The following is a 23,744-nucleotide window of genomic DNA, read 5'->3' as shown; positions in this document are numbered from 1 at the left end:
CATCTGTAAGAAGCTTTGCGGCCTCCGTAATTGCATCGCGTCCGCCACTCGGTCGCTCGAGCCGTACAATTTGCGGCAGGTCTACATCGATCACATGCGTCCAGAAATCACGCGGAATATTGATCTGCGCAGGCGCACAGCCGCGCCATGCCTTCTCGATGACACGGTTGAGCACTTCCGGGATACGGGATGGATCGCGGACCTCTTCCTGATAGCAGACCATATCCTCGAACAATGCCATCTGTTCCACTTCCTGGAAGCCGCCCTGACCAATGGTCTTGTTGGCCGCTTGCGGCGTTACCAGCAGCATTGGTGTGTGGTTCCAATAGGCAGTTTTGATCGCGGTCACAAAGCCAGTCACACCTGGCCCATTTTGGGCAATGGCCATGCCCATCTTGCCTGTCACGCGCGTATAGCCGTCGCAGATCAGGGCCGCATTGGTCTCGTGCGCGCAATCCCAGAAGGCGATGCCCGCCTTGGGAAACAGGTCGGAAACCGGCATCATCGCAGACCCGATAATCCCAAATGCATGTTCAATTCCATGCATTTGCAAGACCTTTACGAACGCTTCCTCCGTCGTCATCTTCATTTCAGTGGAACCTCCTAAGCTACTTTTTCATATGAAGTTTTTTGCGCAGCCATCTGCATCGTGCTGGTGGCCAGCTTGTCCTTGAGAACCAATTCCGCGACTTTTGCGCCGATCATCATCGCCGGGGCATTGGTGTTGCCGGAAACAATTTCCGGCATGATCGAGCAGTCGGCGATACGCAGGCCCGCAATGCCTCGAACCCGCAAACAAGGATCGACAACCGCGTGTTGATCCGCCCCCATTCGACATGTGCCTGTCGGATGGTAGATTGTGGTGGAATTGTCGCGCGCCCACCCCAGCAACTCGTCATCACTTTGAAGATCAGCGGTCGGCCGATATTCTTCGGCAATGGCAGACAGAAGCGGTTGGGTGCGCGCGATCCGGCGGGCTATGCGGATACCCTCGACAAGTGTCTGCTGATCATGCCGCGTCGCCAGATAGTTTGGCCGAATAAGCGGATAGTCGAGTGCATTGGACGATTGCAGCGTGATCGTTCCGCGGCTCTGCGGACGCAATTGGCAGACCGATTGGGTAAAGGCGGAAAATGGATGAACGCCTTCGCCCGGACTATCGGCCGACCAGGGCTGGATATGGAATTGAACATCGGGTGTGGCAAGTTCTGGCCTTGTTTTGACAAAGCCGAACACCAGGCTCGCCGCCATGGTCATCGGACCGGTCCGGAACAGAGCATATTCGAGACCGATCGCTGCCTTTTTGAAAAGGCTTCGAACCTCGTCATTGAGTGTCGGCTCCTTGCACTTGTAAACCATGCGCGCCTGCAAATGATCCTGCAGGTTCTGCCCGACTTCCGGAGCATCCCGATGCACTACAATCCCGTGTTGTTTCAGCTGCTGCGCTGGACCAATCCCCGACATGAGCAGGATATGTGGCGAGCCGATCGCGCCTGCGCACAGGATCACTTCCCGATTGGCGGCAATTGTTGCGATGGTGCCGTCGCTGCGACGCACTTCAACACCACGCGCCCGACCGTCCCTGATCAGCACACGGGTGATCTGGCAATCGGTTTGAACATTGAGATTCTGGCGGTGGCGGACAGGGGCGAGAAAGGCTTTCGCCGAAGAGCAGCGGCGGCCATTATGCATGGTCAGCTGGAAATGCCCGACCCCTTCCTGCGTCGGACCGTTATAATCGGGATTATAGGGGTAGCCATTGGCCTGGGCTGCCTCAAGCCACTTCTCACAAATGGCGCGCTTTAGACGCGGATCCGAAACCTGCAGTTCACCCTTCTGCCCGCGGCCGGTAGCACCCGGGCGATGAAATGTCTCGAAACTCTCGAAAATCGGCCCGACGTCCTGCCACGACCAGCCATGATTACCAAGCTGGGCCCAATGATCATAATCCTGTTGCTGGCCGCGGACATAAAGCAGGCCATTGAGTGATGATGAGCCACCCAGCACCTTTCCGCGCGGCCAGTGCAATGACCGGCCGTTGAGCCCGGGGTCCGGCTCGGTTGCGTAGCACCAGTCATATTTGGGGTCGTGCATGGTCCGGAAATAGCCGACCGGAACGTGGATCCAGGGATTGGTATCTTTCCCTCCCGCCTCCAGCAAATGGACCGTTACCGTGGGATCCGCACTCATCCGGTTGGCCGCGATGCAGCCCGCAGATCCAGCCCCGACGATAATGTAATCTGCAACTTCATTCATAAAGATATTCCTCATCACGGGGTCCGCTTGCAGTCGTCAAGCGGCCCCATTCTATCGCGCTTAAAGTCCGGTCAGTCCTTGCGCTGTCTGCCGGCGCCGTCGTTCCATCGCCAGCGCGCAGGCCAGCGAAATAACCGCAGCAAAAACCACGTAGACGCACACCCAGAAAGGATCGTTGTTATTGATGGCCATCAGATAGGTGGCGATCATCGGGGTCAGACCAGATGCGATGATGCCCGAGAACTGATAGACAAATGAGATTCCGGTATATCGCACCGTCGGATCAAAAAGATCCGCGAACAGCGCCGCTTCCGGACCGTAACACATTGGATAGATGATGCCGAAAGGCAGCACGATACCCAGGATTATCAATGCCGGTTCACCAGTCGACATCAGCCAGAACGCCGGGAACACGCTCAGTCCCAACAGCAATGATCCCCAGGCATAGGTGAGGGGACGACCAATCCGGTCAGACAGATGCCCAAACAATGGAATGAACGCCACCATGACCACCGCCGCCGCACACACGGTCCAAAGCGCTGTTGTCCGGTCAATCCCCGCATAGCGTGTGAGATAGAGAATTGAGAATACCGCGAAGATATTGAAGAAAACGCCGTCGATGTAGCGCGCGCCCATGCCTAAAATGACATTGCCTGGATAGCGCTTGATCATGATGGTGAACGGCAGGCCCTGATCGCGATTGCGGGATGCGGCCTTGGCTTTTACAAATTCGGGACTCTCGTGAATATTTGATCGGATCCAGGTGCCCAGAAACACCAGGATGATCGATCCGATGAATGCCGCGCGCCAGCCCCATGCCATGAACTGATCATCGGGAAGCAGCGACAGCAGCGCCATGACCCCCGATGACAGGAACAGACCGAGTGACAGGCCGATCTGCGGCAGGGAAGCGTAGAACCCACGCTTGTTTTGAGGGGCGTATTCATAAGCCATCAGAACGGCACCGCCCCATTCACCACCAATGCCTATCCCCTGCAGGATGCGCAGGAAAAGAAGCGCGATCGGGGCCAGCATGCCGATCGTCTCATAGCCAGGCAGCAAACCAATCGCGACAGTCGCGCCACCCATCATCAGCAAGCTTAGGATCAGCATGGCCTTGCGACCGACCAGGTCTCCAAAATGCCCAAAGATCAGTCCGCCCAACGGGCGTGCGACGAAACCAACGGCAAATGTCGCATAGGCCATCATGATCGAAACGGTTTCATTATCCGATGGAAAATACAGGTGGTTGAACACGATCCCGGCCACCACACCGTAAAGAAAAAAGTCATACCACTCGATTGTCGAGCCGATCAGACTGGCGAAAACCACTTTTCTGACATCGCTTGTCTGGCTGCGGCTCCTCACCGCATGCACCATTGTATCCGACATGACGCCCTCCTCGCGTTTGACGGTTATCATCCGATCCACACTCCTCCTGTGGATCGCACTGCCTCAAGCTTTTGCGCAAAGCGACCGGGAGTCAATATAAAAATGAGACGAAACGTCTCGAAAAAATTAAGTAATTGAAAATGCCGGATATAATTTCTCTTGGATAGGCTTCCAAGCTGCGCTAAACCACGGGGACCGTGGTTTCTAACGCAGTTTTTTGATGAAGAACGATCCTGACAATCTGGTGAGCAGTCCGAGTATCCGAAACTTGCAAATCCTCGAATTGCTGGGGTCTCGTCGACGTGCCATGACCCCTGCGGAAATCATTGAAGAACTCAGACTGCCAAAGCCCACCGTGCACCGCTTGCTTGCCTATTTGGAAGATCAGGGTTTTCTCGCCAAGAATATCGATGGTAAAAGCTATTTGCCCGGCGCGCGTTTTCGCGAAATGGCGATCGGGGCCATGCATGCGTCCTTGAGCAGTCTTCCCAGCAGAAACGTGCTGGTGTGGCTCAATCAGCAAATCGGAGAAACCTGCAATCTGGCCGTCCCCGACAAGGATGAAATGATCTATGTCGATCGGGTTGAAACACATTGGCCGTTGCGCATCGCGCTGCATATCGGATCGCGTGTGCCCTTGCATGCAACCGCCGCTGGAAAGGTGACACTTGCCTTTCTTTCCGCCGATGCGCTGCAGCGCTATCTGCTGACGGGTACACGCCAAGCGATCACCGCCAAGACGATCATTGACCCGGACACGCTTCGCGCCGAGATCGATCAGGTCAAGGCACAGGGTTATGCCACCGACCAGGAGGAACTCGTCGAGGGGATGATCGCGGTGGCGGTTCCGGTTCTCGACAGCAGGAACAATTTTTGTGCAACGCTTTCCTTTCATGCGCCAACGCAACGGCTTTCCCTGCAACAAGGGCTTGCCCATCTCAATGATCTTCGTCACGCCGCAGAGAAACTGGGCCAGCTGATCTGAAAATTCTTTTCTGCGCTCCGTCATTCGCCCTGCTGGCGGACGGCGTCTGCAAGTTGCCGCAACTGGCCTTGGCAGTGAGCCCGCACAATGACGGAACTTTTCGCAGCCTGGCGCATTGCCGCCATGGATAATGGGCGATGAGGGGCCATGAGCGAAGATCAAGTGCTGCGTCCCGGCAAAAATTGCTGGCGGGTTGAAACTGCTGAGCGCTTCGCGTTCATTGTCGATGGTGCCGATTATTTTGTGTCCTTGCGCAAGGCGCTGCTCAAGGCCCGCCACTCGATCATGCTGGTCGGCTGGGATTTCGACACCCGCATCAATATTGGTGAGTGCAGTGACGGCGGACCACAACAATTAGGGGATTTCATTCTCTGGTTGGCCGAGCGCACGCCGTCTCTTGAAATACGTTTGTTGCGCTGGGATACCGGCGCCTTCAAGGCATTGCTGCGTGGCAACATGCTCTGGACAATCCTGCGCTGGAAAGCCCATCCGCGCATTACCCTGAAATTTGACGCCAAACATCCTCTCGCCGGTTCACACCATCAAAAGATCGTGGCAATCGACGACAGTCTGGCATTCTGCGGTGGCATCGATCTGACAATGCGCCGCTGGGATACGCGGGAACATCTTGACGACGATCCGCGTCGCGTCAGTCCCAGCGGCAGAACCGAGGATCCATGGCATGATGCCACCAGTGCCTTTGATGGCGAAGCGGCGCGTGCCATTGGTGATCTGGCCCGCATGCGCTGGCAGGTGGCGACCGGAGAGACCCTGCCGCGCTGTCAGCAACCCCATGATTGCTGGCCTGACGCTTTGAACGCAACTTTCACCCATATGCGGCTTGGCATTGTGCGCACCATTCCAAAGATGGCGGACCAGCAACCGGTACACGAGATCGAAACCGCCTGGCTCGACATGATCCGCAGTGCCAGACACTTTATCTATGCGGAGAGCCAGTATTTTGCCTCCCGCAAGATTGCCCGGGCGATTGCCGAACGCCTTTGCGAAGCGGATCCTCCTGAAATCGTCATTGTGACACCACAATCGGCGCATGGTTGGCTTGAACCACTGGCGATGGATTGCGCACGCGCAAGACTGGTGCAGGCGCTCGAGCGAATCGATCACCGGCGACGACTGCGGATCTGGCATCCCCGGACCACGGGCGGTCAACCCATCTATGTGCATGCCAAGGTCATGGTGGTGGACGACAAGCTGCTGCGGGTGGGATCATCAAATTTCAACAACCGTTCCATGCGCCTCGACAGTGAATGCGATGTCATCCTTTGCGCGGATGCCGCAGATGATGTCCTGCGTCTGAAGATCGCGCGACTGCGCGATGACCTCCTGGCGGAACATCTTGGCACCAAGCCTGAACATCTCACGCAGAAGCTGGCCGAGACCGGATCATTGATTGAAACGGTCGAGCAACTCTGCGGTGCTGGAAGAAGTCTGTATCCCTATCAGATACCAGAGCTTTCAGGGATAGAAGAATGGCTGGCTGAAAATGAGATTCTTGACCCAAACGGCCCCGACGAAATCTTTGAATCGATTGATAAACGCGGCTTGTTCAAGGGTTGGGACAGGATCAAGGCACGGTTTCCCCATCGCCAGAAACTTTGACATCTCTTTGTTTCATGAAAGGCAGAGCGATGTTTCATCCTGAGCCTTCAAGCGTCCTTCGCACAATCACGTTGCCTCAAGGGCTTCGGACAAGGGCCCGGCAGCCTCGTTTCGGGCGCCTGCAATCCATCTTCGGCTTGTTGCGCCGTCACTCAAGCATGCGTGATCGGCTGTCGTGACAACAGCACTTGCAACGCCCGACATTGCGTTTATAAGCCATCGCCGGTTTGGTGATTTTCACGCCGTCCGATCAGGTTGAGCCCGATCTCACCACCCAGGATTTTGCTGTGTTGTGAGCGTCTGGCCCCGCCGTTTTCTTGCGGCAGGGCAGGGCTGCCGCTGTCCGGGCTGGCACGGGCAGGTCAAATGAAGTCCTGTTTCCAGGCCAGGTCCAATGTCGAGCTTGTGCTCATTTTTGAGGTTGTCATGTCTACGCAATTGCTGGCAATGGTGCTGGCGCCGCTCATGGGACTGTTTATTGTCAGTATCGGAAACGGCTTTTTATCATCCCTCACAACATTACGACTGGATGCCGCCGGTGCCTCGGCCACGGTGGTTGGTATTGTATCCTCTGCTTATTTTATTGGCCTGACCCTCGGAGCGGTTTTTCACGATCGGCTGATTGTGCGCATCGGCCATATTCGCGCCTATAGCAGTTTCGCATCGCTGATCGCGGTGAGCGTTTTGTTGCAGGGGATATATTTCGACACCTGGTTCTGGTTTTTCCTGCGCCTGCTCTATGGTTGGGCGGCAATTGGTGTGTTCCTGGTCATCGAAAGCTGGCTGCTGCTGGCTTCGGATGAAAAAATGCGCGGCCGGATTCTCGCGCTCTATATGATTGCGCTTTACGGCTCAGGGATGATGGGGCAGGCGGGACTGGGGATGATCGATGCCTGGGGTGCGGTAGTGCCTTTCATGGCTGCGGCAATGCTCGCATCGCTTTCGGTGCTGCCGATCGTCATTCTGCCCAGAGTGACCCCGCATGTCGAGCGGGTTGAGCCACTCAAGCCGCTGGAACTTTTGCGCATGACCCCCAGTGGCGTGATCGGGTGTTTTGGTTCCGGCATCGCGATCGCTGCTGTCTATGCCTTGCTCCCGCTCTATCTCCAGCGAATGGGGATGAATGTCGGCGAGGTCGGCAAAATGATGGCCAGCGTCATTCTTGGTGCGATGGTGCTGCAATATCCGGTTGGTCGCTTCTCCGATAGACAGGATCGTCGCGTGGTGCTGATCACGCTCAGCATTGCCTGTGTTGTTCTGGCAGCGGTGATCATTGCGCTGCCGCCGACCTCATCGCTATTGATCTTTGTATTTTTCCTTTTGGGGGGCGGTATTTTTGCCATCTACCCCGTTGCAGTGAGTTTTTCCGCCGATAGCACCTCCGCCGATGCCCTGGTTCGGATGATCCAGGGCCTGCTGCTGATCAACTCATTGGGATCAGCCATCAGCCCGCTCATTATCTCCCCGATGATGACCAGTCTCGGCCCATCTGGCCTGTTCTGGGCGCTTGCCATTCTGAACGCACTGATGGCCGGATTCTTCATCTGGAGACGTGGCGCCCGACCCGATTCCGTGCCCGCTGCACCCTTTGCGCCCGCAACACCATTTTCGCCGATTGGTGCCGAACTTCGCGTCACCGATGAAATGATACAGGGTGCGATCGAAAATGACAGGAATGACAACAACCACATTGTCCTTCCAAGCTAGCCCATTCAAGGGTTTCGTCACAATCGCCAAGATGCGCCCGTCATGCTTTGGGGGCGCATCCCGCTGCGAAACCTGCTTCGCGCAGTTTTAGTTGCGCGCCACAATGCGTCGTTTCTTTGCTGCGCGTGGTTGTCTTGCGATTGCAGATAATGGATATGGCAAATTCGATCACATCATTATTCATGATCAAGGGATATATCTCGCCCGCATGCCTTCAAATGATCGCGCAGCATCTTGACGCAGACCGATGCGTTTGCCTTTGACATTTTCAATATCACTCACGAGCCGGGCTGATTGACAGACACAACCTCAATCTCACATCCGCTCAGCGTAATTTCAACGCAACCCCGGTGCCTTCCCTTATCATCGGCATCATCGGGGTTGAGACGGAATTTGCCTTTAAAATCACCGCGACGGCGTTTACAAGATTTCCCGTGAAGGGCTGACATCATGGACATTGATCTGTTTGAGGATTTCATCATCCTCGCCGACGAGTTGAATTTCTCCGCCGCCGCCGCACGGCGCAATGTCACCCAGCCGGCATTCAGCCGGCGCATTCAGATGCTTGAGCAATGGATTGGCGCGCCGCTGCTTAGCCGCACAAGTCGCTCGGTGACGCTGACACAGGCAGGACGCGTTTTCTACACGCGCGCTTTGAGCATTGTGCGCGACGTCAAAAGGGCGCGCGAAGACACCCGCGATACGGCCGGCAAGGCCGAACGGAGCCTGGCAATCGCCGCAACACACGCTCTGTCCTTCACATTCGTGCCGCGCTGGATGCTGCAAACGATCGGCCATTCCAGTATCGGCTCCGCAAGCCTGGTGACCGACAGCTACGCCGAATGCGAACAACTCCTGCTCAGCGGCGATGCGGTTTTTCTGATCTGCCATCGCCGCCCCGAAACCAAAAACAAGCTGACCACCCGCCAATTCACCGCCTGCACCATTGCCGAGGATGTGCTCATTCCGCTCTCCCTTCCCGGTTCTGACGGGTTGCCACGCTTTAATCTCGATACCGCAAGCGATCACGCACCACTGCCGCAGCTCAGCTATGCTTCCGCCTCCGGACTTGGACGCATTCTCGAAGACTATTTCGCTCAGCGCGAGCTGCGGCAAAAGCTTGAAATCCAGTTCCGCTCTGATCTCGCAGCCACCCTTTTGGAAATGGTCAAGGAAGGCCAGGGCATTGCCTGGGTGCCGCTTTCGCTCGCCGAACGTGAATTGACATCCGGCCAATTGGTGCGGGCAGGCTCCTGCATGTTTGAGGTTCCTGTAAAAATCACGCTGATCCGCCCGACCACGCGACTGAGCGCCCATGCGGAACAGTTCTGGCAGAAAGCCACAGGCACAATAGCGCGATCCCAGCCGTAGGCATGCCGCTGATCAGCATCGCTTACCCTGTCTGATCCAGCCGACGCAGGATTTTATGGTCGAACCCGTATCGCTGTGGCTCCACCATTCCGCACAGCGGGCCTCCGAAAAATGCCTTCTGTCCTTGCCGCCGTCCCGCTTGAACCTTGCAGCCATCATTCGCGGCGCTGCTGCCTGACTGTTTGTCGCTTGCCTGCCGTCTGGAAGGCCTTGAGAATTGCAGCGCACCCCCGCATATCGATGTGGAGTGCGACGTTGCGTGGCCGTTCCTTCAATTAACTGAAAACTGCTTAAGAAATCTTTATCGCGTCGCCTGGTCTTTCTCGCGAGGCTTTCCGTTGTCTTGCTGGGCCACGCTATAAACAGGATATTATCTGCATGCAGATCAACCAGGTTCACAACCGGATCATTTCGTCGAGTAATATGCTTTCGCTGATTAAAAGCAGCCCGCTCGGGGTCTGTATCACGGATGAGCAGGGAAAGTTCATCTTCGTCAACAACGCCTATTGCGCCCTTTACGGCTATCAGGCGGATGAACTGATTGGCCAGGATTTCACAATCATCGTGCCGCCACAGGCCAGAGATGAGCTGATGGCTCTGCATCACGCCTTCATCCATTCAAGCCTGGAGGACAGCGAGCAGGTGCTGACTGAATCGCGCCGTGAGTGGACCGTCATCGATCGTCAGGGCAACCCGCTCACCATCATCGCCAATGCGGTGTTGCTGGTAGGCAAGGACGGGGCACGCAGCAAGGCGACATTCGTAACCGATATTACCCAACAGAAGAATGCCGAGGAAAAGCTGCTGCGGGCCAATCGTCAACTCGCCTATCACGCAAGCCGCGACGAACTGACCGGCTTGTTGAACCGACGCGCCGGAATGGAACGTGTATCGCGGGAAATCGCGCTGGGAAGAGCAAAGTCAAGGCCGCTCAGCGTGGCGTTTCTGGATGTCGATCATTTCAAGAAGATCAACGATACGCATGGCCATCAGGTCGGCGATGAAGTCCTGCACGAAATCTCGGGACTGATTGGGAGCGAGATCAGGGTCGGGGATTGCGCCATTCGCTATGGTGGTGAGGAAATTCTGGTCGTGCTGCCGGCGACCACTGCCGCTCAGGCTGTTGCGGTCATTGATCGCCTGCGCTCAGCGCTGCACAGCCAACGGCTGAGCAGCAAGCAAATCGCTGTCACTTTCTCAGCCGGCATCGCAGAATATTCGGGCGGGGACCGGAGAAAACTGCTCGCTGCAGCCGACAGGGCGCTTTACGCGGCGAAGAATGGTGGACGTGACCGATCGGTCGTCGGGTGACAAGCCGATGGTGCAATGTCGTATCGCGATTTTCCACCCTGCCATAAAAGCCTGCTTCGATGTCCTGAGCCCGCGACAAGAATTGCAGCGGTGATGCTTTGCAAGGCGATGACGTTAGATGGATCCAGCAGACCCTCGCAGATGATCGGAGAAATTGACCCTGCTCGCCTCGCAATAGCGTGACGCCAATTGCTCAAAGCCTTGTCTGTCCTGCTGGCTGAAGCGATTGCTGACCGGGCTGTCGATATCAAGAACGCCGAAAATCCTGCCGTCTTTCCGAAGCGGAATGACCAGTTCGGATCGCGATGCGGCGTCGCAGGCTATATGACCGGGAAAGGCGTGCACATCCGCCACAACAATCGTCTCTTGTTTCGCTACCGAATTGCCACAGACGCCTTTGCCCACCGCGATGCGGACACAGGCAGGCTTGCCCTGAAAGGGACCGAGAACCAGTTCTGAGCCTGATCTGAGAAAATAAAATCCCACCCAGTTGAGTTCATCAACGAGCTGAAAGATCAGGGCTGAGAGATTGGCCGCATTGGCGATATAGTCCGTCTCATCGCCCATCAGCGCATTGGCCTGAAGTTCGAGCTGGCGAAAAAACTCGGCTTTATCGGCTGTGCCGACAGGATCTGCGGAAAACATCGACGTCTCTCCTGGCTGCGCTTTAATCCGTGTCTTCGCATATGCGGCGCATCAATTGCAACGGCAATACTCCAACATTGCCCGATAGGCTTTCAGTCGCCAGCATTTGCCGGTTTCCGATCCATGCTCAAGGCAATCATTCCGCTACTGTCTGAAAACCGAGATGCGATAGACGGGGAAGCGGCGTCGACTTGACTTTCCGCCATCAAGACGGAGGTGGTTGCGCGCCTGAACAATTCTGGTCATCAAAATGCGGCGCCCGCAAAGCTTGGCGGCTTCAATTGCGCCGATTGAGGCAACGACTGTGCGCCTTGTCATGACAGCTGCGGGCAGTTGTGGGCAGATGTGGGTAGGGCAGCAGCCAATATCATTTCTCATCCGACTGCGATTTATGCAGCGACATATCCTGAGGCGATCCGGCAATTGGCCATAGCGGAAGAAGCGTAAGCGCAAAAAAATGACGGCTGTTGCGCTGCAGTCTTCGCATTGTGGTCTTGTCAGAGCTGCTTGGCGCAATCCGTGCTCATCACCATTACGTGGGACCGATCAGATATGCGGGCGATCATGCAGTGCCGCCGGTGCGCGATGGGCACTGGGAGGCGCGCCGGTAATCCGCTTATAGGCGCGGCTGAACGAGGCTTCCGACTCATAACCAAGCCTATGGGCGACAATCGCTACCCGCTGGCCCTGCTTGAGCCATTGATGCGCCTGCTGCATGCGGGTCCGCCCGACATAGCGCGCCGGTGTCTCGCCGACAATGTCGAGAAAACGCTGGGCGAAACTTGACCGCGATGCGCCCATGATCTGCGCAAGATCCTCGACACTCCAGTGGCGCGCCGGGTCCAGATGCACTGCCGCGAGCACGCGGCCAATCTCGTTGTTGCGCAATGCGGCCAGCCAGCCTTTTTCCTTGCCGCAGCCATGTTCTACCCAACTGCGGATCATGGTTGCCGTCAACACGTCGGCGAGCCGCGCAACAATGCCACAGGCGCCGACACGATTCATCTCAACCTCGCGTGCCATGCCCTCCAACAGGGCTGGAATAGCAGGTTCTTTCGCCGCAAAATCATTTGCCCTGATAAAATCGGGCATCAGTTGCAGCAAGGGATGGTTGCGCTCGAGATTGAACGTCATGACAGCGAAAAACAACAGATTGCTCCTGTCCGCATTCGGGCATTCAACATCGATAATGCCACCCACCGACTTCCTCGGAAATGCACCGATCGGGACTGGGCTCACGCCCGGGGCGCTCGCAATGATGTGGGCATCGCCGCGCGGCAGCAACACCGCATCGCCGGGTTTGAGTGGATGCCACTCCCCGTCCGGCGCCTTTATGAAGGCAGAGCCTGAGGCGAGAAAATGAAACCGCGCCGGTTCCCCGGCCGGGAAAGCCGCCGCCCAAGGATCGCAGGGCTGACATCGGCCATATTCAACGCCATCCAGCCTCAGGCTGCGGAGAATTTCGGTGAGCGGATCTTGCATGGCGACACCGGCAATGGAGCGGAAACATTGGAGGAAATGGTATGTAATTCGGATTTACTACCATAGAAACAACGAAGCGTCACCCCTATCCTGGCCGCCAGCAGCAAAATGGAGCGCGTCATGGACATGAAAATCAACACCCCGAACCGCGCGCAGACCGCACCGGACAAGGCGGCTTGGCCGGCGATCCTGTCCCTGTCGCTCGGGGTATTCGGATTGGTGACGGCCGAGTTTTTACCGGTTAGCCTGCTGACGCCGATTTCAGCGGATCTGGGCGTCAGTGTGGGCGCTGCCGGCCAGTCGATGACAATGACCGCCATTGTTGCAGCCTTTGCGGGACCCGGCATCGTCATCTGTTCAAAGGAGCGTGATCGTCGTCACGTTCTGCTGGGTCTCACCCTCATGCTGGTCGTCTCCAGTCTCCTCTCGGCGCTCGCCTCCAATATCGCGGTGCTTTATGCGGCCCGCATTCTGCTCGGGATCGGCCTTGGCGGCTTCTGGGCCTTGTCGCTGGCGCTTGCGATGCGGCTGGCACCCGACGCGATACTTCCCCGCGCCATGGCTGTCATCATGACCGGTGTGTCGCTGGCAACCGTCTGCGCAGCACCGCTGGGTGCATGGATTGGGGCCGCCTTTGGTTGGCGCTACGCATTCCTCCTTGCCGCAGTCGTCGGCGCGGTGACCTTGATGGTGCAGTTTTTAACTGTGCCGTCCTTGCCGGCAAAGACGGGCGCCTCGCTCGCAAGCCTGGTTGGCATCCTCCGCCGACCGATCATTCGTGTCGGCCTCACAACCATCCTGCTGGTTGTCGCCGCGCATTTTGCGAGTTTCACCTATATTCGGCCATTTCTGGAAACCGTGCCGCAATTTGACATCACGCAGATTTCCGCGATCCTGCTGGCCTTTGGCATTGGCGGCTTTTTCGGTAATATTCTGGGTGGCGTTATGGCCGAGCGCAGCACGCGCATGGCGCTTGCTCTGGCAGCATCGGCGCTCAGCCTTGCGACCCTCACGCTGTTCGCCTTTGGCGCCGTCCCATCGCTGGCTGTTGTGGCAACTGTCGTCTGGGGCGTGGCATTCGGGGCGGTCCCGGTGAGCGCCCAGAGCTTCACCACGCGGGCGGCCGGCGATGAAGCGGAAAGCGCAGGCGCGCTGATGCTTGCCACCTTCCAGATTGCCATATCCGGCGGCGCGGTTCTGGGCGGCCTGTTGGTCGATCTGCAAGGTGCGGCAGGCAGCCTGATCTTTTCCGCCGCCGCAGCTCTGGCGGGTGCAAGCCTGATCGCGACGAGCGGGGTGGCGAAAAAACATGCCGTGTCTTCGCAATCTGGTTGCGATCTCACCAGATCAGATCTCGCATAACAACCATAGGGAGCCGGTATCGGAACCGGCTCCTTAAAACGGGCAGAGAACCTCAGCTACTGATCGAGGTGTCTTCCGACCTCCCCGCGCTGCAGCCTTTCCGAAACCACCTTGATGGCCTGCGCCGCTTCCGCCGCCGACCAGCCCGCATCAACCGCTTCCGTTATCAGATCGCGCACGCCCGGAACGCTCGTTCCTTCAACGACGTTGTCGGCATCATCTTCCGAGCGGCCGCCCAGTGTCGCCTGTTTCATCATACTCGTCAGAAAGGGCGCAATCGCCTGTTCGCAGTCGGCGGGACGGCCCGGATAGTTATCGGCGGATTTGGGGCTTAACATGGTTCTTCTCCCTGCGCTTTATTGCGACCGATCCGGATAGGGCTCAGACGGCTTCTTTGTCCTTTGGCTACCCGGCGCATTGCTCTGTTCATGGGTAGGCTTCTGCTGGTGATCACGGGGCTCGACTTTGGACGGGTCGGCGGATTGATCATCTCTGTGCAGGTCCGGATCGGACCATGGGTTCTTCTTTTCTACCATTTTTATATCCTCTCAATCGTCCCGGCCACCATCCAGCGTCTCAAGCAAAATGGTCGCAACTATCTTGATTGCGCGTGCTGTTTCGACGTCATCCCAGCCCGCATTGACTGCAGAGGCAATCAACCCCTTGACTTCATTGGCAACAGCGTTCTGACAATCCATCTCCCGATTGGGGTAATGTCCAGGATGGGTGGGTTTGAGCATGCATTGACTCCTCAGATCATAGTAGAACTCCCAACATCGCAAAAAGGTCCATCCAATTCCCCCAACGCAAGCCGCTTCAATTTCGGAGACGATATTCAGCCTGTTGCTAGCTGTTGCGGTCGCAAAAAGACTGAAGTGCCATCTCAACTCTCCTGTTTCGATCTGGTTCTGCGAGCGCAGCAGGCCTGAAGAAGAGGCATGAATCTGCCATCGGTCCCAAACCGGCTCACATAAAAATCAACAGTCGATGGGAACCAAGCGGCGGTCTTACTCATTGTGTGGTCGTGCTGACTATCAGCGTTTATTTTGGAGAATTGATATGCGTCGTCTTATTTTGGCAACTGCTGCAACCCTGGCTCTTGGATCAATGGCCTTCGCTCAAACCGCAACAAATGTCGAAACCGAGGTCTTTGTCACCGCCAAGCCGACCGATGTGATCTCCAGCAATATCCTCAATCTGGATATTACCAATTCCAAGGATGAATCGATCGGCAAGATTCAGGATCTCATCATCTCCGAAGGTGCCCTGACCGGCTATATCGTGTCGGTTGGCGGTTTCCTGGGCATTGGCGAAAAATATGTGATCGTTGCGCCGCAATCGGTCGAGATCCTTTATGCGGAAAACGACAAGAAGTGGTCGGCCAAGATGGACACCACCAAGGAAGCTTTGGAAAAGGCTCCGGAATTCAAATATGACGGTCGTTGGGCCAAGTAGGACATTGCGTGCTCGAGGGGCGGTCAACCCGCTCCTCAATGCACAAGAATAAAGATGACCAGGTCACGTAACTTGCTGCGCTCGCCGGACTATAACAGTCCTGTGACAATCGTTCCAAGGCAGTTAAAAGTCTATGACTTGGAACAAACAAGTAAAACCCACGTTTACAAATATAAGCCAATCGACACCATGAGTATGGCTTGCAGACTTTCCAGCCGAAAGAAAAGTTTGCTCTTTCTGTAGACCATTGAGAGGAGATCTATGATGGATTGGGATCGCGTAGAAGGTAACTGGAAGCAGTTCAAGGGCAAGGTCAAGGAGAAGTGGGGTGATCTCACCGATGACGACCTTGACAAGATCAATGGCAAGCGTGAGCAGCTCGAAGGCAAGATCCAGGAGCGCTACGGCATTGAAAAAGACGCTGTCCGCAAGGATGTCGATGACTGGTATAACAGCCAGAAATTCTAAAACCGTCTGACCGGTTCAAAGAAGCCACGCGGATTGCGTGGCTTTTTGCCGTTTGACCACCCCATGCCCAGACTGCCCGCCTCCAGCCTTTGCCTACATCCAGCCTCCTGAATGAAAAGCGCGAAAGCTGCCCGGCCGCATTGCGGCAGGCCACATTTGTGTCTACTAATGGACAGACATTACGTCCGCTTTAAGCTATTGATCCGTCTTTGAGAATCGGTGGGGGAGAATCATGTTGTCATCGTTCGAAGGCTCCAGCCGGTTTAAGGAACCGGCCGCGACCGCGATGCTCGCCGTTTCATCCAGAGGCCATGGTCTCCTTCCTCTCCTTCTGTCGCCTCCGAGCAAGAGATTTTCATGACAATGCGTGAAACTGCCAACCGTTCCGGCAAACTGTTCGGAATAGAATTCAGCGTGGCGATGGGCCTGGCTGCTGCTCTGGTGTTTTTCGTCGTGAGCGGGCTGGTCACCTATGTCAATTTTCAAGGGCTGCGGGTGGCCAATCAACGCATTGTTGAAACACACCGCGCCATCGTTTCTCTCCAGAGCCTGCTGTCCAAGCTTCAGGACGCGGAAACCGGGCAGCGCGGCTATCTGCTGACCGGCGAAGATAGCTATCTCGCGCCCTACCGAACTGCCCTTGCTGCCGTGGATGGTCAGTTGGAAAAGGTCGCCGAGCGTACCAAGGATAATCCGGGTCAACGCGAGCGCCTCGACAAGCTGCGCCAGCATGTGGATTTGAAGCTTGATGAAATGGCTGAGGCGGTCGCATTGCGAAAGGAACAGGGACTGGAGCGTGCCCTGGCTCTTGTGCGCTCCGACCGCGGCAAGCTGGAAATGGACGCGATCCGCGAAACCATTGACGCCATGACGCAGGTGGAGAACGAGATGCGTTCCGTGCGGCTCGCCGAAATGGAGCGGGCGCAGAGCCAGGCGCTGATCAGTACTATTCTCGCCGCTCTGCTGGGCATTATCCTGACCTTGGTGATCGGATATCTGCTGCGCAAGGCAACGCTCACCAGGGCCCGCGAAGAATGGCTGCAAACCGGCGAAATCGGCCTGGCGGCTGCAATGATCGGCGACCAGCCAATTGAGGAACTTGGCGCGAGCATCCTCGATTATCTGACAGATTATACCGGGGCGGTGGCCGGTGCATTCTTCTCCGGTAGCCGCGATCAATACAGGCGGGCGGCAGTCTATGGCGTACCCGATGATCACGCCGTTCCCAAACAATTTGCCAATCGGGAAGGCTTGCTTGGACAATGCGCTGCCAAGGCAAGCCTCGTCCTGCTCGATGATGTTCCAGATGGCTATTTGAGCTTTGGTTCGGCGCTGGGTCGCGACAAGCCGAAGCATCTGGTGATCCTGCCCGCTTCCGTCCATGGAAATGTCAATGCGGTGATGGAACTGGGCTATTTACAGCCCCTCGATCCGGACGTGCTGTCTCTGCTGGCCACAGTGGCGGAAGCCATCGCGCTCAGCGTGCAGGCCGCAACCTATCGCGACGAGTTGCAGAACCTGCTTGAGGAAACGCAGCAGCAGTCCGAGGAATTGCAGGCACAGGGCGAAGAACTGCGCGTGTCCAATGAGGAACTCGAAGAGCAAAGCCGCGTCCTCAAGGAATCCCAGTCCCGTCTTGAACAGCAGCAGATCGAACTCGAGCAGACCAACAGTCAGTTGGAGGAACAGGCCAACCAGCTCGAGATGCAGCGCAACGACCTCGAGCGTGCGAACGCCTCCGTGCAACTCAAGGCGCAGGAACTTGAGCGATCAAGCCAGTATAAGAGCGACTTCCTCGCCAATATGTCGCATGAACTGCGGACTCCGTTGAACTCCTCGCTCATTCTCGCCAAGCTTCTTGCCGATAATCCGGACGAAAATCTCACCCAGGAACAGGTCAAATATGCCCGCACCATCCAGTCTTCGGGCAATGATCTTCTCAATCTGATCAACGACATTCTCGATCTGTCAAAGATCGAGGCGGGCCATGTCGAAATTCATCCCGAAGTCACACCTTTGGCGCGGATGGCGGCAGGGTTGCGGCAGCTGTTTGATCCCGTCGCGCAGGAAAAGAAACTCGACTTCGACATTCACATCGATGAGGCGATCCCCAGATCGTTCGAGACCGATCCACAACGACTGGAGCAGATCCTCAAAAATCTGATTTCCAATGCCATCAAATTCACCGATAAGGGCAAGGTGGTGCTCGCTATTGCCGCCGAAGACGACGACAAGATCCTGTTCTCGGTCAGCGATACCGGCATCGGGATTTCAGCAGAGCAGCTGAAAAGCATTTTTGAAGCCTTTCACCAGGCTGACAGCACCATCAGCCGCCGCTACGGTGGCACCGGACTGGGCCTGTCGATTTCTCGCCAGCTTGCCCGGCTGCTCGGTGGCAGCATCCGTGTCGAAAGCACACCCGGCCAGGGCAGCCGCTTTACCCTGACGCTTCCTCTCAAACATTTCGGCTCCGATGCGGCGGCTGCCCCAGCCGCAGCACCGGCCCCTGCGCAAGAATACCCAGCCTCAGAACAATCAACCATCGCGCTGCCGCGCCCACTCGACGATGATCGCGATGCCATCACAGGCGACAAGCGCGTTCTGCTGGTGATCGAAGATGATGAGACATTCGCAACCATCGTGCGCGATCTGTCACGCGAGATGGGTTTCCACTCGGTGGTCGCCCGTACCGCGGAGGAAGCCGTTCGGGTCGCGCGCGAGTTCGCGCCCAATGCGATCGTTCTCGATGTCGGACTTCCCGACCAGTCCGGTCTCTCGGTGCTCGATCGACTGAAGAACGATGTCCAGACCCGACACATCCCTATCCATGTCATATCGGCCGGCGATCATACCCGCACGGCGTTTTCGCTCGGAGCGGTCGGATACCTGACCAAACCGGTCAGCCGCGAACAACTGGTCGGGGTCCTCAACAAGTTGGAGGCCAAGCTCGAACAGCGGATGCACCGGGTTCTGATCGTCGAGGATGACGAACGCCAGCGCGAAGCCGTCTCCAAGCTTTTGGGATCGCGCGAAGTCGAAACGGTCACCGCCGGCAATGCGGCCGAGTGCCTCGATCTGCTGCGTGAACAGAGCTTTGACTGCATGGTGCTGGATCTGTCGCTGCCCGACGCCTCCGGCTTTTCTCTGCTTGAAACACTCAGCAGTGAAAGCGCCTATGCCTTCCCGCCAGTGATCGTCTATACCGGACGCGAGCTTTCGCCGCAAAGCGAGCAGAAACTCCGCCGCTATTCAAAATCGATCATCATAAAGGGCGCGAAATCCCCTGAACGCCTGCTTGATGAAGTCAGTCTCTTCCTGCATCAGATCATTTCGGAATTGCCGCCCGAGCAGCAGAAGATGATCCGCAAGGCCCGCCATCGCGACGCTCTGCTGGAAGGCCGTCGCATTCTGGTGGTCGAAGACGACATTCGCAATGTCTATGCATTGACCAATATTCTGGAGCCGCGCGGCGCTCAGGTGATTATTGCCCGCAATGGCCAGGAGGCACTCGATGCGCTTGATCGTTCAACAGCCAACCCCGATACCACCATCGATCTGGTGCTGATGGATGTGATGATGCCGGTGATGGATGGTCTGACCGCCACGCGTCACATCCGGCAGAATCCGAGCTTTAAAAAATTGCCGATCATCACGCTCACCGCCAAGGCAATGCCGGATGACCAGCAGCGCTGCATCGAAGCGGGCGCCAATGATTACATGGCCAAGCCGCTTGATGTCGACAAGCTATTGTCGCTGGTCCGGGTCTGGATGCCCAAATGACAGGTGTGAACAAGCCCGGTTCGGCTGAAGAAATCGAAATCCGATTGCTGTTGGAGGCGCTTTATCTGCGCTACCATTATGATTTTCGCAATTATGCGATGAGCTCGATCCGGCGCCGGTTGCGGCAGGCCCGCGAACAATTGGCGTTTCCAAGTTTCTCCGCCATGCAGGATCGCCTGTTACGCGATCCGGCCATGCTGCCGCAGTTGCTGCGCTTCCTGACTGTTCAGGTCAGCGACATGTTCCGCGACCCCGATTATTTCCGCGCCATTCGTGAGCGCGTGATACCGCATCTGCGAACCTATCCTTCGTTGAAGGTCTGGATTGCCGGTTGCAGCAGCGGCGAAGAACTCTACTCCATGGTCATCCTGTTTCGCGAAGAGGGGCTGGAAGAGCGCACGCTTTTTTATGCGACCGACATCAATCAGGAGGCGTTGCAGGCGGCAGAAGCCGGTGTCTATGCCATTGAACGGGTTCGGTCCTTCACCACCAATCACCAGCGTTCGGGCGGCAAGTCATCGCTGTCCGATTATTATCAGGCCGCTTATGGACGGGTGTCGTTTGACAAGTCGCTGCGCCGCAACGTGGTGTTTTCCGACCACAGTCTGGTCACCGATGCGGTGTTTGGCGAGATGAACCTGATTTCCTGCCGCAATGTGCTGATTTATTTCGACAATGACCTGAAGGATCGTGTGCTGGGCCTGTTCCGGGATTCGCTTGCCCATCGCGGTTTTCTCGGGCTGGGCGCCAAGGAAAGTGTGCGCTTTTCCGCCCAGGCCGCGACATTCGCGGATTTCGTGCGCGAGGAGAAAATCTATCAGAGGGTGACGTCATGACGGCTTCTGCAGCGCAGGCCGTGGTGATCGGTGCTTCCGCAGGCGCTTTCGATGCCCTTTCGGTCATCCTGCCGCAGCTCAAGCCCGGCTTTCGGCTGCCTGTGCTGATTGTCGTGCATCTTCCTCCCGATCGGCGCAGCTTGATGGCTGAACTGTTCCGACAAAGATGCAGTCTGATGGTTGAGGAAGTCGAGGACCGCCAGCCGCTGGAGCCAGGCACCATCTATTTCGCGCCGCCCGACTACCACCTGCTGGTGGAGAACCGCCGCAGTCTGTCGCTTTCCAAGGATGACCCTGTGCTGTTTTCACGACCGTCTATCGACGTGTTGTTCGAAAGCGCCGCCGAAGTGTTCGGCGCAGACTTGATCGCGGTGGTGCTGTCGGGCGCAAACGACGACGGCGCACGCGGGGCGGCCGTCATTCAGGCCTGTGGCGGCACCATACTCGTGCAGGATCCCAAACAGGCCTTGGTGCCCGTCATGCCCCTAGCGGCATTGCGCTGCTGCCCTGAGGCAAGAATTCTGTCGCTCGACGCGATAGCTCAGTATTTAAGAGAGGTTTAAGTCAACATGAAACCCATATCGTTTCTCCTCGTTGACGATCTTGAGGAAAATCTTGTCGCTTTGGAAGCCCTCTTGCGCCGCGATGGCTTGCAATTGCTCAAAGCCAATTCTGGCGACCAGGCGCTGGAACTACTGCTCGAGCACGACGTGGCGCTGGCGCTTGTCGATGTCCAAATGCCCGGGCTCGACGGATTTCAACTCGCGGAACTGATGCGAGGCAATGAACGCACCCGACATGTCCCGATCATTTTTGTCACCGCTGGCAGCGCCGGACAGCGCCGCTTTCAGGGCTATGAGGCGGGAGCAGTCGATTTCATTCAAAAGCCGATCGAACCGGATATCCTGCGCAGCAAGGCCGAGGTTTTCTTCGAGCTCTATCGTCAGCGACAGCAGCTCGCTCTGCAAAGAGATGAACTGGCAGCACAGGCGCAGGCGCTGCGCGAGGCAGCGCAGCAGAAAGATATTCTGCTCCAGGAGATCAACCATCGTATCAAGAACCTGTTCGGTCTCGCCTCGGGACTGATATCCTTGAGCGCTCGCTCTGCCGAAACCATTGAAGAGCTGGTTACGGACTTGCGTTCGCGGCTGCAGGCGCTGGCACGCGCGCATGAACTCACCCTGCCTGTGCTGGGCAAGAATAGCCCTTCGGATCGCGCCACTTCTGTTGTGGCCCTGATCGAGGCGATTGTCGCGCCGCATAAGGGTGAGCAACACTCTCCTGTGAAAATCACCGGTGCAGACGTTCCGATTTCGGGCAATGGTCTCACCTCCTTCGCACTTCTGCTGCATGAACTGACCACCAATTCCGCCAAATATGGCGCTCTGTCATCCCCGGAGGGGCAACTGGCGATCAATATTGGTCTGGATGAGGAGCTGCTGTCGTTGAACTGGAAGGAAACGGGCGGGGAAATCCTGCAACAACCACCTGAACGCAAGGGATTTGGTGCCGCTCTCGAAAAGGCGACAGTTCAGGGCCTCAATGCGGTGATCGCACGGGACTGGCAGCCCGAGGGCCTGTCGCTTTCCCTCAAAATACCCGCAGAGCGCCTGGTCTATCGCGATACTCATCCTGGCTGAACAACGTCGGTAACAACAAGACCAGCTTTCGGAATGGTGAGGCCTTTGACCCGCATCATTCACAGCTGCGCCGACCTCTGTTTTGTCTTTCGCAAAGCCTGTTGCTTTTGCAGGTCCACGCAGGCCCCTCCCAGTCTGACCATTATTGCGATTTGTTCTGGAACCATCTCTGCTCACCGGGGTTAGTTAGCATGCCAACCAGAAAATGAGAGGAAATGCTATGAAGTTCACAACACTCCTGATCGCAGGTGCGATGGCCCTTTCACCAGCGCTTGCTGGCGCACAGGCAACACAGACCCCCAATAGTGACGCGCCTGGTGCCACCGACACCCCCACTCATGATGATAAGACCCCTGATGCTGGTCAGAACAGCCTGACTGAAGCCCAGGCAACCGAGCTGTTCAACAAGGCCGGCTATACGGAGCTGAAAAATCTCAAGCTCAACGAGCAGGGACTGTGGGAAGCGTCGTCAATGAAGGATGGCAAAACCGTCATGCTGACCTTGGACGCCGAGGGCAAGGTTTCCGAGCATATGATGTAAATCATTGCCCTTGATGAAAAAAGCCGCGTCAGCGGCTTTTTTTATGCGTGCTGCGAAGGTCAGAACGCTCAAGCATGACGCAACAATCTCCGATCATGCCGCTACCGCCCCCGGATTGCCAGAGGTCTTGAGCGATGCTCTGTGGCGATATTCGCCAGATGTCGACAGGGTCTGGCATTGTGATGAAAACATCAATTCTGCCGTGCAGGCGTCAGTGATTTCAGCGCGTCGACAAACCGGATCATGGTCGGGGACAGGTTTCGACCTTCCATCGTCAGAATGTGCAACGCACTGGTCGCCAGAACGGGATCGTCGATTGGAACCAGAGCAATATTGGCGTCATTGTCGCGGACCAGATCAGGGGAACCGGTAATCGAGGTTGTTCCCGAAGAGAAACTATAGGCGCGCAGCATCGCCATCGAATTGGTGGAGAAGACTGGGTTAAAGGCAATTCCTTTCGCCGCCAGTGCCGCCTGCAGCAGAAGTCGCTGCGTCCAGTCCTCGTCAGGAACCGCCCATTGTTCGCCGCGCAGATCATCCAGTGTGACAGAGGGCCCGCCCGCCAGGGGATGATCGCAGCGCAGCGCGGCCAAGATCGGTTGTCAGGCAATAAGCTTGATGGCAATATCGGGCGGTGGCGGCTCGCTATAGGGGATAGCAATATCCGCTGTGCCATTCTTGATGTGGGGACAGATATCGGGCGAGGTGCCGAGCCAGACATGGAAATGCACCGCCGGCTGCTGTTGCCGAAACGCCGCGATGGCATAGCTAAGGCAGCCCAAAGCGAAACCTGCCTGGTTCGCAATCCGTATCAGGCTATGCGATTTTCTGGCAAGTGCGCGCAGTTCCGACAGCGCCTCTTCCAAGCCGATTGATAGTTGCTGCTTACGTTG

The 23,744-nt window shown here is 56.7% G+C and carries 21 protein-coding genes and 1 pseudogene; 13 read left to right on the top strand and 9 right to left on the bottom strand.

Annotation, left to right across the window (positions count from 1 at the left end; translation table 11 throughout):
• The 3 genes from ABWV94_RS20735 to ABWV94_RS20725 all read right to left on the bottom strand — a co-directional run.
• Window positions 1-589 (bottom strand): thiamine pyrophosphate-binding protein (locus ABWV94_RS20735; RefSeq protein ID WP_353415210.1); only part of this gene is annotated, 589 nt, incomplete at its 3' end.
• 14 nt (window positions 590-603) lie between these two features.
• Window positions 604-2,256, bottom strand: coding sequence for a GMC family oxidoreductase (locus tag ABWV94_RS20730; RefSeq protein ID WP_353415209.1), 1,653 nt, complete (start codon window positions 2,254-2,256; stop codon window positions 604-606).
• 60 nt (window positions 2,257-2,316) lie between these two features.
• A complete protein-coding gene (locus ABWV94_RS20725; RefSeq protein WP_502905200.1) occupies window positions 2,317-3,648 on the bottom strand; it encodes an MFS transporter in 1,332 nt (443 codons plus the stop codon).
• Between the two features lie 220 nt (window positions 3,649-3,868).
• Here ABWV94_RS20725 and ABWV94_RS20720 point away from each other — a divergent pair, with 220 nt between their 5' ends.
• The 5 genes from ABWV94_RS20720 to ABWV94_RS20700 all read left to right on the top strand — a co-directional run bounded on the left by ABWV94_RS20720 (window position 3,869) and on the right by ABWV94_RS20700 (window position 10,642).
• Window positions 3,869-4,633 carry an IclR family transcriptional regulator gene (locus ABWV94_RS20720; protein WP_113496270.1) on the top strand — a complete coding sequence of 255 codons (765 nt, stop codon included), beginning with the start codon at window positions 3,869-3,871 and terminating at the stop codon, window positions 4,631-4,633.
• A 147-nt stretch (window positions 4,634-4,780) separates the two neighbouring features.
• A complete protein-coding gene (locus ABWV94_RS20715; protein WP_353415208.1) occupies window positions 4,781-6,253 on the top strand; it encodes a phospholipase D-like domain-containing protein in 1,473 nt (490 codons plus the stop codon).
• A gap of 255 nt (window positions 6,254-6,508) precedes the next feature.
• Window positions 6,509-7,960 carry an MFS transporter gene (locus ABWV94_RS20710; RefSeq protein WP_353415207.1) on the top strand — a complete coding sequence of 484 codons (1,452 nt, stop codon included), beginning with the start codon at window positions 6,509-6,511 and terminating at the stop codon, window positions 7,958-7,960.
• A gap of 450 nt (window positions 7,961-8,410) precedes the next feature.
• Complete coding sequence (locus tag ABWV94_RS20705; RefSeq protein ID WP_113496267.1) at window positions 8,411-9,331, top strand: LysR family transcriptional regulator; 921 nt, start codon at window positions 8,411-8,413, stop codon at window positions 9,329-9,331.
• A gap of 378 nt (window positions 9,332-9,709) precedes the next feature.
• Window positions 9,710-10,642: a GGDEF domain-containing protein gene (locus ABWV94_RS20700; protein ID WP_353415206.1), complete on the top strand. Its 933-nt coding sequence runs from the start codon at window positions 9,710-9,712 to the stop codon at window positions 10,640-10,642.
• Window positions 10,643-10,756: 114 nt separating this feature from the next.
• Here the strand turns inward: ABWV94_RS20700 and msrC are convergent, their stop codons facing one another.
• From msrC to ABWV94_RS20685, 3 genes are all read right to left on the bottom strand, one after another.
• Window positions 10,757-11,287: a free L-methionine (R)-S-oxide reductase MsrC gene (msrC, locus tag ABWV94_RS20695; protein ID WP_353415205.1), complete on the bottom strand. Its 531-nt coding sequence runs from the start codon at window positions 11,285-11,287 to the stop codon at window positions 10,757-10,759.
• 144 nt (window positions 11,288-11,431) lie between these two features.
• Window positions 11,432-11,605, bottom strand: coding sequence for a hypothetical protein (locus ABWV94_RS20690; RefSeq protein ID WP_353415204.1), 174 nt, complete (start codon window positions 11,603-11,605; stop codon window positions 11,432-11,434).
• Window positions 11,606-11,833: 228 nt separating this feature from the next.
• Window positions 11,834-12,769, bottom strand: a complete 936-nt coding sequence (locus ABWV94_RS20685; protein ID WP_353415203.1) for an AraC family transcriptional regulator — start codon at window positions 12,767-12,769, stop codon at window positions 11,834-11,836.
• Window positions 12,770-12,895: 126 nt separating this feature from the next.
• Between ABWV94_RS20685 and ABWV94_RS20680 the strand changes: the two genes are divergently transcribed.
• The gene (locus ABWV94_RS20680) at window positions 12,896-14,131 is read left to right on the top strand and encodes an MFS transporter (RefSeq protein WP_353415215.1); all 1,236 of its coding nucleotides are present in this window, start codon (window positions 12,896-12,898) and stop codon (window positions 14,129-14,131) included.
• A 56-nt stretch (window positions 14,132-14,187) separates the two neighbouring features.
• On the opposite strand, the gene ABWV94_RS20675 is transcribed toward ABWV94_RS20680, so the two are convergent.
• Complete coding sequence (locus ABWV94_RS20675) at window positions 14,188-14,469, bottom strand: hypothetical protein (protein ID WP_353415202.1); 282 nt, start codon at window positions 14,467-14,469, stop codon at window positions 14,188-14,190.
• A gap of 210 nt (window positions 14,470-14,679) precedes the next feature.
• Window positions 14,680-14,871, bottom strand: a complete 192-nt coding sequence (locus tag ABWV94_RS20670; RefSeq protein WP_353415201.1) for a hypothetical protein — start codon at window positions 14,869-14,871, stop codon at window positions 14,680-14,682.
• Window positions 14,872-15,190: 319 nt separating this feature from the next.
• On the opposite strand from ABWV94_RS20670, the gene ABWV94_RS20665 reads away from it, so the two are divergent.
• From ABWV94_RS20665 to ABWV94_RS20635, 7 genes are all read left to right on the top strand, one after another.
• Complete coding sequence (locus ABWV94_RS20665) at window positions 15,191-15,586, top strand: PRC-barrel domain-containing protein (protein WP_064322587.1); 396 nt, start codon at window positions 15,191-15,193, stop codon at window positions 15,584-15,586.
• Between the two features lie 264 nt (window positions 15,587-15,850).
• Window positions 15,851-16,054: a CsbD family protein gene (locus tag ABWV94_RS20660; RefSeq protein WP_007880399.1), complete on the top strand. Its 204-nt coding sequence runs from the start codon at window positions 15,851-15,853 to the stop codon at window positions 16,052-16,054.
• A 357-nt stretch (window positions 16,055-16,411) separates the two neighbouring features.
• Window positions 16,412-19,834 carry a response regulator gene (locus ABWV94_RS20655; RefSeq protein ID WP_353415200.1) on the top strand — a complete coding sequence of 1,141 codons (3,423 nt, stop codon included), beginning with the start codon at window positions 16,412-16,414 and terminating at the stop codon, window positions 19,832-19,834.
• Window positions 19,831-20,670 (top strand): CheR family methyltransferase, encoded by an 840-nt coding sequence (locus tag ABWV94_RS20650; protein ID WP_353415199.1) that lies wholly within the window; start codon window positions 19,831-19,833, stop codon window positions 20,668-20,670. Before ABWV94_RS20655 ends, ABWV94_RS20650 begins: the two co-directional genes overlap by 4 nt.
• Complete coding sequence (locus tag ABWV94_RS20645) at window positions 20,667-21,233, top strand: chemotaxis protein CheB (RefSeq protein WP_113496258.1); 567 nt, start codon at window positions 20,667-20,669, stop codon at window positions 21,231-21,233. The genes ABWV94_RS20650 and ABWV94_RS20645 overlap by 4 nt, the downstream gene beginning before the upstream one ends.
• Before the next feature lie 6 nt (window positions 21,234-21,239).
• Window positions 21,240-22,310, top strand: coding sequence for a response regulator (locus ABWV94_RS20640; RefSeq protein WP_113496257.1), 1,071 nt, complete (start codon window positions 21,240-21,242; stop codon window positions 22,308-22,310).
• Window positions 22,311-22,530: 220 nt separating this feature from the next.
• Entirely contained in the window at window positions 22,531-22,851 is a 321-nt protein-coding gene (locus tag ABWV94_RS20635) for a hypothetical protein (protein ID WP_064322582.1), read from the top strand.
• Window positions 22,852-23,042: 191 nt separating this feature from the next.
• Here the strand turns inward: ABWV94_RS20635 and ABWV94_RS20630 are convergent.
• Window positions 23,043-23,717 (bottom strand): annotated as a pseudogene (locus ABWV94_RS20630) (LysR substrate-binding domain-containing protein).
• Between the last annotated feature and the right edge of the window lie 27 nt (window positions 23,718-23,744).

The organism is Brucella sp. NBRC 12953, from assembly GCF_040369775.1.
GTDB lineage: Bacteria > Pseudomonadota > Alphaproteobacteria > Rhizobiales > Rhizobiaceae > Brucella > Brucella pseudogrignonensis.
Note: the sequence above shows the minus strand (reverse complement) of the source record. Positions and strands in the feature narration are given on the sequence as shown.

Bases quoted from the DNA above. Each gene is read 5' to 3' on its own strand.
- ABWV94_RS20725 (WP_502905200.1), bottom strand. From the start codon at position 3,648: ATGTCGGATACAATGGTGCATGCGGTGAGGAGCCGCAGCCAGACAAGC.
- ABWV94_RS20660 (WP_007880399.1), top strand. From the start codon at position 15,851: ATGGATTGGGATCGCGTAGAAGGTAACTGGAAGCAGTTCAAGGGCAAG.
- ABWV94_RS20640 (WP_113496257.1), top strand. From the start codon at position 21,240: ATGAAACCCATATCGTTTCTCCTCGTTGACGATCTTGAGGAAAATCTT.
- ABWV94_RS20680 (WP_353415215.1), top strand. From the start codon at position 12,896: ATGAAAATCAACACCCCGAACCGCGCGCAGACCGCACCGGACAAGGCG.
- ABWV94_RS20670 (WP_353415201.1), bottom strand. From the start codon at position 14,871: ATGCTCAAACCCACCCATCCTGGACATTACCCCAATCGGGAGATGGAT.
- ABWV94_RS20715 (WP_353415208.1), top strand. From the start codon at position 4,781: ATGAGCGAAGATCAAGTGCTGCGTCCCGGCAAAAATTGCTGGCGGGTT.
- ABWV94_RS20675 (WP_353415202.1), bottom strand. From the start codon at position 14,469: ATGTTAAGCCCCAAATCCGCCGATAACTATCCGGGCCGTCCCGCCGAC.
- ABWV94_RS20665 (WP_064322587.1), top strand. From the start codon at position 15,191: ATGCGTCGTCTTATTTTGGCAACTGCTGCAACCCTGGCTCTTGGATCA.
- ABWV94_RS20685 (WP_353415203.1), bottom strand. From the start codon at position 12,769: ATGCAAGATCCGCTCACCGAAATTCTCCGCAGCCTGAGGCTGGATGGC.
- ABWV94_RS20655 (WP_353415200.1), top strand. From the start codon at position 16,412: ATGACAATGCGTGAAACTGCCAACCGTTCCGGCAAACTGTTCGGAATA.
- ABWV94_RS20650 (WP_353415199.1), top strand. From the start codon at position 19,831: ATGACAGGTGTGAACAAGCCCGGTTCGGCTGAAGAAATCGAAATCCGA.
- ABWV94_RS20690 (WP_353415204.1), bottom strand. From the start codon at position 11,605: ATGACAAGGCGCACAGTCGTTGCCTCAATCGGCGCAATTGAAGCCGCC.
- ABWV94_RS20645 (WP_113496258.1), top strand. From the start codon at position 20,667: ATGACGGCTTCTGCAGCGCAGGCCGTGGTGATCGGTGCTTCCGCAGGC.
- ABWV94_RS20700 (WP_353415206.1), top strand. From the start codon at position 9,710: ATGCAGATCAACCAGGTTCACAACCGGATCATTTCGTCGAGTAATATG.
- ABWV94_RS20705 (WP_113496267.1), top strand. From the start codon at position 8,411: ATGGACATTGATCTGTTTGAGGATTTCATCATCCTCGCCGACGAGTTG.
- ABWV94_RS20720 (WP_113496270.1), top strand. From the start codon at position 3,869: ATGAAGAACGATCCTGACAATCTGGTGAGCAGTCCGAGTATCCGAAAC.
- ABWV94_RS20635 (WP_064322582.1), top strand. From the start codon at position 22,531: ATGAAGTTCACAACACTCCTGATCGCAGGTGCGATGGCCCTTTCACCA.
- msrC (WP_353415205.1), bottom strand. From the start codon at position 11,287: ATGTTTTCCGCAGATCCTGTCGGCACAGCCGATAAAGCCGAGTTTTTT.
- ABWV94_RS20730 (WP_353415209.1), bottom strand. From the start codon at position 2,256: ATGAATGAAGTTGCAGATTACATTATCGTCGGGGCTGGATCTGCGGGC.